This is a genomic window from uncultured Gimesia sp. (genome assembly GCF_937910335.1).
Taxonomy (GTDB): Bacteria; Planctomycetota; Planctomycetia; order Planctomycetales; family Planctomycetaceae; genus Gimesia.
The window spans coordinates 16,540-28,113 of sequence record NZ_CALEMX010000614.1 but is presented as its reverse complement, the minus strand read 5'-3'; the positions used below and the strand labels follow the sequence as shown (position 1 = coordinate 28,113).

The 11,574-nt window shown below is 46.0% G+C and carries 10 protein-coding genes; 3 read left to right on the top strand and 7 right to left on the bottom strand.

Going from position 1 to position 11,574, the window contains the following annotated elements; genetic code table 11:
* The 7 genes from Q0668_RS25165 to Q0668_RS25135 all read right to left on the bottom strand — a co-directional run.
* A partial coding sequence (locus Q0668_RS25165) for a hypothetical protein (protein WP_298869316.1) occupies window positions 1-551 on the bottom strand: 551 nt, incomplete at its 3' end.
* 99 nt (window positions 552-650) lie between these two features.
* Complete coding sequence (pilM, locus tag Q0668_RS25160) at window positions 651-1,721, bottom strand: pilus assembly protein PilM (protein ID WP_298869315.1); 1,071 nt, start codon at window positions 1,719-1,721, stop codon at window positions 651-653.
* A 31-nt stretch (window positions 1,722-1,752) separates the two neighbouring features.
* A complete protein-coding gene (locus Q0668_RS25155; RefSeq protein WP_298869314.1) occupies window positions 1,753-2,403 on the bottom strand; it encodes a Tfp pilus assembly protein FimT/FimU in 651 nt (216 codons plus the stop codon).
* A 17-nt stretch (window positions 2,404-2,420) separates the two neighbouring features.
* Window positions 2,421-4,388, bottom strand: a complete 1,968-nt coding sequence (locus Q0668_RS25150) for a hypothetical protein (RefSeq protein WP_298869313.1) — start codon at window positions 4,386-4,388, stop codon at window positions 2,421-2,423.
* Window positions 4,372-5,301 (bottom strand): prepilin-type N-terminal cleavage/methylation domain-containing protein, encoded by a 930-nt coding sequence (locus Q0668_RS25145; RefSeq protein ID WP_298869312.1) that lies wholly within the window; start codon window positions 5,299-5,301, stop codon window positions 4,372-4,374. The genes Q0668_RS25150 and Q0668_RS25145 overlap by 17 nt, the downstream gene beginning before the upstream one ends.
* Complete coding sequence (locus tag Q0668_RS25140) at window positions 5,282-5,881, bottom strand: hypothetical protein (RefSeq protein WP_298869311.1); 600 nt, start codon at window positions 5,879-5,881, stop codon at window positions 5,282-5,284. Before Q0668_RS25140 ends, Q0668_RS25145 begins: the two co-directional genes overlap by 20 nt.
* 494 nt (window positions 5,882-6,375) lie before the next feature.
* Window positions 6,376-7,188, bottom strand: a complete 813-nt coding sequence (locus tag Q0668_RS25135) for a HEAT repeat domain-containing protein (RefSeq protein WP_298869310.1) — start codon at window positions 7,186-7,188, stop codon at window positions 6,376-6,378.
* Window positions 7,189-7,420: 232 nt separating this feature from the next.
* Between Q0668_RS25135 and Q0668_RS25130 the strand changes: the two genes are divergently transcribed.
* The 3 genes from Q0668_RS25130 to Q0668_RS25120 all read left to right on the top strand — a co-directional run bounded on the left by Q0668_RS25130 (window position 7,421) and on the right by Q0668_RS25120 (window position 11,439).
* Window positions 7,421-8,647: a protein-L-isoaspartate(D-aspartate) O-methyltransferase gene (locus tag Q0668_RS25130; RefSeq protein WP_298869309.1), complete on the top strand. Its 1,227-nt coding sequence runs from the start codon at window positions 7,421-7,423 to the stop codon at window positions 8,645-8,647.
* A gap of 274 nt (window positions 8,648-8,921) precedes the next feature.
* The gene (locus Q0668_RS25125; protein WP_298869308.1) at window positions 8,922-9,998 is read left to right on the top strand and encodes a hypothetical protein; all 1,077 of its coding nucleotides are present in this window, start codon (window positions 8,922-8,924) and stop codon (window positions 9,996-9,998) included.
* Window positions 9,999-10,095: 97 nt separating this feature from the next.
* Window positions 10,096-11,439, top strand: a complete 1,344-nt coding sequence (locus Q0668_RS25120) for a MauE/DoxX family redox-associated membrane protein (protein ID WP_298869307.1) — start codon at window positions 10,096-10,098, stop codon at window positions 11,437-11,439.
* The last annotated feature ends 135 nt before the right edge of the window (window positions 11,440-11,574 follow it).

Below are 11,574 nucleotides of genomic sequence, written 5' to 3'. Positions count from 1 at the left end.
TTCAGGTGAGACATATAGTTGGAAATCGCCAGATGATCGGGAGAGAACCCTTCCAGGTTAATTACCAGATTTTCCGTCTTGTAACGTTCTTGCAAAATTTTCAGATCTGCAAGTTCTGGTAAGGGTTTTTCCTGTTCACCGGGTGGAGTATTTTTTCTGATCGAGTTTTTGTTAAAGTTGACTTTTTCGAAAGAGAACCGAAATTCATTCAGCGAAACAAAGTCTGGTAACGCAGCGCTGATAATGGACAACAACTGTGCGGGAGACTCATCAATGAGTATCGAAGCTAGCAGGTTGGCTCGAATTTCCGCATGCTGAATTTTTTGATTCAGTTGTTCGGGTTTTTCCAGTTGCTCATTCATTAGTTGAGCCCGCTGTTTCAGGGTATTCTTTTGAGTTTGGAGCTCGTGTTGAATTTCTCTTTGGCGTACCGTGCCCAGGGTCACCAGGGTGAGGAATATTACGACGATTGTTCGCCGCCAGATTCGATTCCGGTGCCTTCTTCGTACTTCACGATAACTTGCGGGTAAAAAATCAATTTCAGGTATCATAATATCGCTCTTAGCGGGGTCATTCCGGAGTCTTGAATTTCATACTCCGGCTTCAATTAAAAAATAAGGTTTTGTTTCAAAGCATTTTTCATCAGTATTTCAAAGCGTATTTTCTTTCATGGCCAATCCCATTGCTGTAGTCCATCTACCGGGTCGTTCCAGGATGGATGTAGAATTCGGCCAGCGTTTCAAGCTTTCAAATGGATTTCCCATATTACAATTGGTGTTTAATTGTTCTGACAGAAAATCTATTAACCAGGGGCTGGATTCATTTCCTGTAACGATGAGTTGTTCCAGTTTTTTCCCGCGAAATGTAACCTTGTAATATCTGAGGCAGTTTTCCACTTCGGTGCTGATTGTTTCCAGGATCGAACGAATCGAATCAATCACAGATCGATGAAGTTCGTCACTGGCATCTAAAGTTGGCGAATTGGTCACGATTTTTCGCAGGCGAATTGCTTCGGTCAAAGGCAAATCCAGATTCTCAGCAACGGCCCTGTCGAGGTGATCACTTCCGTGCATAATGTATTTCAGGAATAACATATTTTGCTGATCGGCAAAGATCACCGTTGTGGCAGCATCTCCAAAATTCAGATAACAATTGGCCGAATTGATCTGCAGATCCTGCGAGACATTTTGAAAACAGCGAATGGTTGCAGAGGGTTCTACATCAATTGCGACAGATGTCAGGCCCGCTTGTTCCAGCAGGTTTAATTGTCTTTGCAAGATTCCATTATGACAGGCAAGCAGAATGACTTCCTGTTTTGAATTCGATTCTTGAAAAACCTGACCAGCGGGCAAATGGCGGATTTCAGCATCTGCAACCGGATAGGGGAGTCTTTCCTCTGCCTCCCAGGCGACGACTTTCGCGATTTCTTCGGAAGGCAGTTGTGGCAACCTGACGTTCTGAATAAATAATTCCTGAGATCCGAGACAACTGATTACGCGTCGTCCTTTGAAATGATGGTCAGAGAGAATTCGTCGTAGCTCAGTAGCGATTTTTGCATCTCGCTCTTCGATGGAACAATTTTCCTGGAAGTCGAATTGCTCCTGGGCAATGGCATGCACAATACGATTCTGTGGCGAACCGGCCAACTGAACCAAAGTGGCAGAGCTTGGCCCCAGTTGTAAGCCGATGGGACTATATTTTGAACGGTTTAAGGAGATCATGATTCTATTTCTGAGTGATAGTAATGCTGATTTAATTCGTTAATGTCTGTATGTCGTCCACCCATGCCTGGCCTGTTATCCAGGAGACGGTGATCGGGATGTAAAACGTCGTTCCATTTCTTGCTGTGGACAAAATTAGTACCGTATCTTCATTTCGGGATGGCCCTGTGCCTCCCATAGGTCCAAATGCCAGATCGCTTACATTTGTTTTTGATGTATTTAATTTGACCTGTCTAAGAAAGACCTGTTCGGGCAGATTCATAGATTGTTTTTGAAGAGTTCTAATGTACTTGTCTGAGTCAACACCGCTGCCTGCGAGTTGATTTTGTGGTACAGGTAAGCTGCCGGTACCGGTATGCAGGATTTCATAACTTTGAGTATTGAAGTCGAAATTGATTGTGTACTGTGTATTAAATTTGATGGCGTGGTTTCGGGCCAGGCGTAAATCAGCTGCGACTATGCGAGCCGTCGCTTCCAATGAAAGTGCTCCGCTCCCTCCTGTCGCGATCAGTGAAGCGGAAGCCAGTATCGCAATAATCATAATCACTATCAGCACTTCAATGAGTGTGAAAGCATGTCGGCAGCTTCGAGACCCTTGATTGGCGCGCACCCATTTCGTTGATCTTCTTCGTTTCGAAGAAGACCGGCCGCTTTGCCAATGATGTTGATAGATTTTTTTCATACGATTCCAATGAAACTCTAAGGAGATTCTTTCCAATCAATTAATGACCAGCGATATCCCGATTGGTCGGAGTTTGCTATTTCGCCGTCATAAGGTTGAAACAAGGGTGGTGCCCAGCGGTATTCCTGATCAGTCAGATGCTGAATATGTAGTGTGGGTTCCAGGTTCAATCCGTAGAGTTGATAATAAGTGTCCCAATCAGGGAAGTTGTATGGGCTTTCAAGCCATTCGCTGAATCCCACGAGGGGTTCTCCTCCAAGAGCTCTTATTTGGTTTTCCACATCCACGAGATCTATTAGTCCATTCCAGAGGTCAGTCGAAAGCACCCATTCGTTTAGACGATTGAAATCAAAGGTTTTTGCGCAGACGGGGCCTCGTATCTGTGTCAAAGCCTGCTTATGTCGTTTGATGAGATAACTGGTTGGAGAAGCATGATCGATTTCTCCTCGAATGGTCAATTGCTGATTGGTGCTATCAACGCCGACGATGGGGTACCATGTGCCCGTGGATCCGGTGTTTCTCGTTCCCGTTGTCTCCAATCTGATGGCGTAGTTCCCGTCTGACGATAAACTGCTGAGAACCTGTGCTTCACGCAGTGTCACAGTGCTGTAGGGTTGTTCGATGGAGACAGCAGTGGCTGTGCCTGCCAGTTGAATCTTTGTTACGCTGGGGTAACTGACAGAACCACCGGCTCCCTTTACATCGTCGTGACAGACAACCGCGCCTTCAATCGTTGTTTGTGTATCTCTTGCAAAGTCGATGTCATCGGCCACCAATGTGGGAAGTCGAGGCCAGAGGTGAGCGTCTGAAATAATCGGTTCACCACCCGCTCCTTTCCAGTTGAAGGCTGTAACATGTATCCCGATCCCTTTGAAACAAATTTTATTTTTTGCTACCAATGTTCCTTGGATGATGACGTTGCTATAAACGTTGAGAGACCCGTTGCAATAAAATATTCCTAATGGATTTTCTTTTGTCGGCGTCAATGTTACGTCAGATAATGAAGAGTTAACTGAGACAGCATGATACGTCGGACCACCTGCATAAAGCTGGTAGCTTGAGAACAGAGAATAGTCAGGGCTGGGAACGGTGAGTTTTTTCGTTGTCGCGGACCAGTTCACTTTTAAATCTGTCAGGTCCTGCTGGATGGCAGATGATGGTGAATTGTAAAATGTGATGTTACCTGCGAGGGGATGTGGATATTGAATGCTCGCGTCGGACAAATTCGTTGATCCTTGGGGGAACGTTACAAACCGATTACCCAGGTCTTGCAGAAATGCGCTGCGCACGTCAGCGCTCCAATGAGGATCCCCATAGGGTACCAAATCATTATATAACCAGAGATTACCATCAATTCGATCACAGGGGTCGAGTATAAGTGACTTAGTGCCTTCTTCAGCAAACAGAGCATATTGTCTGATCAGATCGAAGTCACCGGGATTGGTTTCCAGATCTGTTGCAGCGGCGGAGTCTCCGGGCAGGATGGTTCTTCCATTCAAGCGAGGTACCAGGCGGACTTTCACTGTAATCTGATATTCGGACCGCATGTTATTATTTTCAGCAGAGACCCAGGCTCCCAGCGAATGAATTTCCAGTTCTAAAGCTGTGCTGAGAGAATCAGCGGGCGCATCAAATGAAATGGTATAAGTGCTGTCTCCATCTGTGTCGGACTGAAAAGTGCGTTGGTACTGATCGCTAATCCCTGTCCAGTCGAGTGAATTCAACCGGTTGAGTGCATCGGTGATTCCTGCGCGCGCGGCATTCATTGCCAGGTCTCGTCGTGAGGCATTTTCAGAGATTTGTGTGAGGACACTTTGCGTCTGTATAAAGGAGTACGTCAAAACCAATGACATGCTTAATGCAAACATCACCAGAATCAATGAGACTCCCGATCGAGTTGCGCGCACATTCTGCGATTGACCGTGTTGACGAACACCGCCCGACAGATGAGTTTTCAGATATTCTTTCTTAAGGTGTATAAGCATATAACCTCGAACAGGATCCGAAAAATGGAAGTGCGGTTGTAGAATTATCATCATTCAGAGACGTTTGCTCTGCGACTTCAATGTGTGCTTCATAGTAAATGGAAAACTGTCTTAAGCCGCTGCTGGCACTTGCTGCACCTTGCGGCCAGGGAAGATTCATCCATTGGCTGGTCCCGGGAGTAACTCCAGACAGACTGGAATCAGAGGGAGATTTTATGATTCCAAAAAGAAGATTTGCAGTAGATGGGCCCCAGGGCGCACCGCTCAAATAGTACTGACTTTTCTTAAGACGATTGCATAACAAAGCAGATTCTGCATCCGCAGATTTGATGGCAGTACGAATTGTGGTTTTGAACGTAGAATGGTTGAAATCGATTTCCGTAGTGTCAACAGGCAAAGCAATTTCTACTAAATTGTGAGGATTGCCGGGGTCGATCGTGTAGATCAATAGTTCGTTCATTTTCGGGAGACGTGTTAATGTGCCGTTATCGCTGATGCCTCCATTACGCCCGCCGGTCCAGACCACGAGGGTGTCTGGAATATCAATATAATTCCAGGGATGAGTGACGACTGCCAAGCCGACCTGCGGTGGCTGGCCGCTGACCTGATATACGCCCGCCTGAGCGACCATCATTTTCATTCGATCAAAGGTTGCGGTGACTTGTGCTTGCGAATCTTCAATACTCTGAGTATGTTTCCAGGCGGATTGTGTGGCTGTTACAATGCCTCCCAGCGCGACGATCAGAATCGAGGAAATGGCCATTGCCATTAGCAATTCGACGAGTGTAAAACCACGATGAGAAATCTGTTTTCGAACTGCGCAGCAGGGTACGCACTCCTTTTTTACAAAGAGAGCGCCTGTGGCAAACACTTGTTGTGTTGCATTCGAATTATCAGGGTGAAAGTGGTACATAACTAAATATTCGTGTTGCTTCTGCTATTTCGTGACTGGGTAAATCTGCAGTCGTCGTTAATCTGATTTTGACTGTGATTCTGCGATAGTCCGTAGGGTCATTGGTGATAATCCAGCCGGAGCTGTTATCGGGACGAATTCGTTCCACCGATACTTCTCTGGTAATTCTGCTGAGAAACTCCGTGTCAGGCAGAAAAAAACTAGGGCGTGTGATGTAATAATATTCGAGATAGGTAACCGCCGTTTGTCCCAGAGGAACTCCATGTTTGTGAACGGGTGGTGAAGACGTCCAGTTGTGATAGTCATCCAGATCATCAAAATAGTATCGCGTACTTGTATTAACAGGACGCGTGTCACTGGAGGTAGGAAACCGGACCGATGTGAGTTCATCCAGCATTTGTTCTGCCAGGCCGGTGCCAATGGTTTTATTCAAGCCGGAGTAGCTGGCTCCTAGAGAGGCACCGATGGCTGAGAAAAGAGCGGTTCCGGCAATCGTTGTGATTGTCACAGCGACCAGAGATTCAATCAGTGTTATTCCGGTGCGGCGGGATCGCTGCAACCATAATTTTCTGGTTGCCATGAGCTTTTCCAATTCAATTCCGCTCGAGGGTGCCGATGCGCATCATGCCAATGGTTGCTTCCAAAAACACAACGCTTTTCTTCAGTATCAAGCACCATCAAACTGGATGATTTCAAGACAAAAAAGCGCGGCAAGGTCCCCTCAAAGCTCCCAGCTTTCCTTGCCGCGCTGTAGTTCTCCGCTTCGATTGGAAGCGGAGCAAGTATTTTTTTTTGGTTAGCCTAGCGGCTCAGTACGAATCTCTTCTGTCAATAAAAGTAGGTCACGTTCATCATGAGTCAAACGGAATTAAGCAAGATATTCAGAATAGCGGAGTTCTCCGATACATTTCGGAACCTTTTCTCATTTCGCGCGCGAGGAGAATCGGTACAATCGCTACAACTGAAGAGAGAGGGGTTTTTCCGGGCTCGGATCATTGTCTATTAGACAGCGGTATGGAATAGACAGCGGCATGGATAGACAGCGGCCTGGAACAAAAAAGCGTTAAGAGCAGCCTATTGCTTTGCCTGTTCAATGAGTGACTTAGACGATAGGGCCGCTTCGCGCAACACTTCGCTGGTATCGGAATCATTGATCAATGATTGAATTTCACTCAATGTTGTTTTTGCGGGATTCCCAATTTGGCCCAGGATCTTAATCGCCGCCAATTGTACTTCAGTGTCTGAATCAGTCAGCGTTGTCTTGATGGCGTTGAGTTGATCTTCCGAATGGGGTTCCAGGTTTCCTAAAGCGTGAATGGCTGTAAGACGCGTATTGGGATCTTCATGTTTTGTCAATGTGATCAAAACGGGCACGGCTTTGTTTCGATATTCGGGAAAATGCGTGAGTGTTGATGCCGCGTTGACTTGAATAAATGGAGAATCATCCTTTAACGCTTTTTCGAGAACGGGCGCGGCCTCTTTTGATTCCGGTCCTAGACCAGCCAGGTACATGCTGGCCAACTCTCGGGCTGAGAGATCGGAACTGGCCATTTCAGTAATTAATGTGGGGATAGCCGTTTTCCCAAAAGCACTTAGTTGCTTGTCTGCTTTCAACCATTCATCAGGATCGGGATCTAAGCGAATTGCCAGCAGTTTCTGAAAAATGATTTTGACTTCTACTTGTGGATCAACGGGTGGATCAACTGGTTCACTGGGCGGTTCTGATAATTCAGGAGCCTTGTTCGCGTCAGCGTTTGTCAAATCACTTTCAAGAGTCGAAGATTTAATGGAATCTTTACCGGAAATAGAGTCTGAAGCGCCACATCCATGCAGGATTGATAAAGAGAATAGAGTACACGCGACGATGACTACTTGAATATACTTCATACAACGGGAGTCCATTCGCTCAAAAAAATCAGAAAATCAGCTTATTTGCTGAATGATAACGGATTCTCTCCTTCGTGTGGATAGAAATATAGAATCCCGGAATCAATCTCTCAATTCGTATTAGTTATTGGGAAATCAACATTAACGGAGGTCATGCCGTCGTGCTATAATTCATAACAATTATAGTTTAAAACAGATCATTTTACAGTATTGTCTGACTTGAGGGTCACTCATGAAGCGAATCATCTTACTCACTTTAATGAATGTTGTGAGCTGCGGAGCGATATTGCATTCTGTGCAGCCTGCGTTTTCACAGAGTAGCGCCCACTTTCGTGGATTACGAAATGAGATGGTGACGCGTTATATTCAGGGAGAGGGAGTCAAAAATCCCAAAGTGCTATCTTCCATGAGACAGGTTCCGCGTCATGAATTTGTGAGTTCCAGTTTGAAGAACCGGGCTTATCAAGATTTAGCATTACCTATTGGGTATAAGCAGACGATTTCCCCTCCGTATATCGTAGCTTATATGACAGAAACGATAGATCCACAACCTGAGGATAAAGTACTGGAAATCGGAACGGGGAGCGGATATCAGGCCGCGGTACTTTCCGCATTAGTGAAAGATGTTTATACCATCGAGATTGTTGAAGGGCTTGGGAAAAAGGCCGCCGCCCGCCTGAAGCGTTTAAGATATGGTAACGTACATACTCGAATAGGTGATGGTTATCTTGGCTGGCCGGAAGAAGCGCCTTTCGACAAAATTATCGTGACCTGTTCGCCTGAAAAAGTTCCTCGGCCCCTGGTTGATCAGCTGAAAGAAGGGGGTATGCTTTTAATTCCGCTTGGGGAACGTTATCAACAGGTATTCCATCTGTTTAAAAAAGAAGAGGGCCAACTGAAACAGAACCGGCTTATCCCGACGTTATTTGTGCCGATGACGGGTCGTTCTGAAGAGAAGCGCGAGATCAAGCCTGATCCACTCAATCCAAAAATTAGAAATGGTGGTTTTGAATCAGATGTCAATACAGACAAAAAAGCGGATAATTGGCACTATCAGCGCAAAGTAACTCTTATCAAGAGGGGGGCACCGGAAGGATCCTCCTATTTGGAGTTCGAGAATGAACAGTCAGGTGGAATGTCTCAGATTTTACAGGGGATGGCCCTTGATGGATCCAAAGTACGCTCGCTTGAAATGAGTCTTCAGGTAAGTTACTTGAACACAGTTCAAGGCGCAAAGACATATCAAAAACCCGGAATTATAGTACATTTCTACGACAGTATTCGTCGAAACATAGGTCAGGCTTATATTGGTCCCTGGATCGGAAGTCGTGACTGGCACCTTGAGACAAAGAAATTATCGATACCTCCTCAGACTCGCGAAGCCGTCATTCAGTTAGGGCTCAATGGTGGGACTGGAATATTGAAGATAGACAATTTGAAAATAGAAAAAAGCGAGTAGTGGTCAGCGAAACCTTAAGAAAGCGTTATTTTTTGATTGAAAAAAGAGTTTGACCTTCTAAAATGTAAGTGCGTCTCCCTCTCTATTGATTGTTCCCGCCTCTGAATGGGATAAGAACACAGATTTTCTTATCTCCAACCATTTTGTAAGTACTGACGATACTGATTCTTGTTTCAATATAGTTCAGCCTGGGGACTTTTGAAACGCAAGGATCCAGCCGATCAACAATGCTTCTAACTCGGGACATTTTCTAACTAAGCAGCATGGAAAAAGAATGCCATTACGTCAATTCCAAACACTTCAGCAGTCATGTGGTGCAATTTATACTGACATTAATCAAGTTTACCCTTTAGCCTCTCATTTTGGATCACCAGAGAAAGAATATCAGAGTGCACATGAGACAGCAGTTCTCTTCGATCTCAGTCAACGAGAACAATTCGAATTAAAAGGAAAAGACCGTGCAAAATTCCTGCACAATTTTTGTACGAATGAGATCATAAATCTGCAGCCCGATGCGGGTTGCGAAGCGTTTCTGACGAATGTCCAAAGCCGAATTCTTGGTCATATTTTTGTATTCAATCAGGGAGATTCTCTCTGGATCGATACAGCGCCCGGCATGTGTTCATCCATCATCAACCACCTGGATCGTTATATTATTATGGAAGATGCGGACTTTGAATTACGCACTCCGGAATATGGCAATCTCTATTTAACCGGACCAAAAGCGAAGGAAATCCTGACGCAAGCGGGGATCCAGATAGAATCTGTATCAGTAAATCAGCAATTGCAAGTGAAGAATTCAGGTTCTCAGCTTACAGTCCGCCGCCTTGATTGGTTTCAACAACCAGGATATTTTTGCTGTCTGCAGTATGTAAAAATCGCTGATTTCTGGTCAAGCCTCATGGAGGCTGGTGCGACACCTGCCGGCCAGGATACATTCGAGACGTTGCGAATTGAATCGCTCTTTCCCATTTATGGCGTCGATCTCTCCGAGGAAAATTTGGCGCAGGAAGCATCTCGAACAGAACAGTCGATTTCATTTAAAAAAGGTTGTTATCTGGGTCAGGAGCCAATTGCTCGCATCGATGCATTAGGTCATGTCAATCGAGAATTACGGGCGATTGGACTGGATGCGGGCTGGGTGCCTCCATCCGGAGCCAAGGTCATGGCAGGGGAATCTGGCCAGCTTCAGGAGGTGGGAACGATTAGCTCCTCTGCCCGTTCCTATGGCAAGTATCCGGCTGTTGCGCTGGCGTTGGTGCGGCGAGGGTCGTATGAGCCGGGCACTCAAGTTTCCATCGTTTCTGAGAAACAGGAAGCGATGGGAACCGTTTTTACATATCTTGATTAAGCGGCCGAATGTCATTTATTTTCTATGTGTTTTCATCAGAGAGCGGTGAAAGCGATCACCGCTCATTATAATTGAAGTAAAAACGGTGATCCCATTTATGTCCCGCGAGATGCTTCAATTCCAATTGCTGAGAGTCAACGTGGCGCTGTTCTCACTGGTGCTGTTGGCAGTGACCTGGCGGCTCTGGATTCCGCAGACGTTCTTTCCGCAGGTCCCTTTATTTTCTGAGGTCCTGTCTCTACCTGCCTGGGTAGACTGGCTCACCTTTTTTATGATGCTGATTTCGAGCGTCTGTATTCTGGGAGTGGTGGTGGCCTCATGTTTTGGAGGTTCGGAACACAGGCCATTCTTATCAAAGGTTTGTGCAGGCGTGTTCTTATCGGGGTTCCTGATTTCGGTTGTGTTCGATCAACATCGCCTTCAGCCCTGGGCCTATCAGTTTGCGATTGGATTTTTGATACTGACATTTCTGAAGCCGCCGCGCGCCATTCGTCTGTTTCGTTTCTTCGTAATCAGCATTTATTTATACTCGGCACTTTCCAAGTGTGATATCAGTTTTGTGCAGACGTTGGGTCCGCAGTTAGTCGACGGTCTCTTTTCAGGAATCGGAATTTCGACTACTTACTGGTCAGATCAGACCATAAGGTTGATTGCTGGCGCCTTTCCCGTTGCAGAATTCCTGATCGCGTTGGGCTTATTCATTCCCCGCACACGTCAATGGACTTTATGGGCGGCAGTGTCGATGCATGTCTGTCTCATGATTGCCGTTGGTCCTTTGGGTTTAAACCATCACAGTGGCGTTCTCATCTGGAATGTGTGTTTCATCTTGCAGGACCTGTTTTTGTTTCATTCATTGTTTCAGAAAAACTCTTTGCTCCCGCAAAAAGATTCAGTGAATTCAGAAGACCGAGCTGTCGACTCGAGTTTGTCGTTCCGTGCCGTTACGGGTTCTGAACGGGGAGTATTGCTCATCGTCTGGTTTGTCATGTTGGCTCCCTTATTAGAACCCACGGGGTATTTTGATCATTGGCTGGCCTGGGGTTTGTATGCAAGCCATCATGATCGCGTGACGTTGCTGATTGACGAGCAGGCGAAATCCAGTTTGCCTCCCACACTGCAACCCTTTGTCGATGGGCCACAACCATTAAGTCGCTGGTGTCGGGTGCGCGTTGATCGCTGGTCGCTTTCCGAACTTGGCGCCCCCATTTATCCTCAGGCGCGTTTTCAATTAGGAGTTGCGATCGCCGTCGGCAGCAATTTAAAACACGATCAAGGAAAAGTTACGGAGCAGCCTCAAATCAAGCTGCTATTTGAAGGGGCCGCTCAACGATTGACGGGCAATCGCAAAATTAGTGAACATATTGGCCTGCCACAAATTGATCAGCTTACCGATCGTTTTTGGTTGAATGCTGTACCTCGTCCTTTTAGTGGCGCTGAATAGTCGAACCTTTTCCGTTAAAAACCATCTGATTTGTGTGCGTCGGTTGCAATTCTTCCAGATTCAAAATACAACGGCTTTTCTAGTTTAGAATAGACTCCTACACAGGAATTCACCGACACAAGCATTGCATTTTTT

Bases quoted from the DNA above. Each gene is read 5' to 3' on its own strand.
- Q0668_RS25140 (WP_298869311.1), bottom strand. From the start codon at position 5,881: ATGGCAACCAGAAAATTATGGTTGCAGCGATCCCGCCGCACCGGAATA.
- Q0668_RS25155 (WP_298869314.1), bottom strand. From the start codon at position 2,403: ATGAAAAAAATCTATCAACATCATTGGCAAAGCGGCCGGTCTTCTTCG.
- pilM (WP_298869315.1), bottom strand. From the start codon at position 1,721: ATGATCTCCTTAAACCGTTCAAAATATAGTCCCATCGGCTTACAACTG.
- Q0668_RS25150 (WP_298869313.1), bottom strand. From the start codon at position 4,388: ATGCTTATACACCTTAAGAAAGAATATCTGAAAACTCATCTGTCGGGC.
- Q0668_RS25130 (WP_298869309.1), top strand. From the start codon at position 7,421: ATGAAGCGAATCATCTTACTCACTTTAATGAATGTTGTGAGCTGCGGA.
- Q0668_RS25145 (WP_298869312.1), bottom strand. From the start codon at position 5,301: ATGTACCACTTTCACCCTGATAATTCGAATGCAACACAACAAGTGTTT.
- Q0668_RS25120 (WP_298869307.1), top strand. From the start codon at position 10,096: ATGTCCCGCGAGATGCTTCAATTCCAATTGCTGAGAGTCAACGTGGCG.
- Q0668_RS25135 (WP_298869310.1), bottom strand. From the start codon at position 7,188: ATGAAGTATATTCAAGTAGTCATCGTCGCGTGTACTCTATTCTCTTTA.
- Q0668_RS25125 (WP_298869308.1), top strand. From the start codon at position 8,922: ATGCCATTACGTCAATTCCAAACACTTCAGCAGTCATGTGGTGCAATT.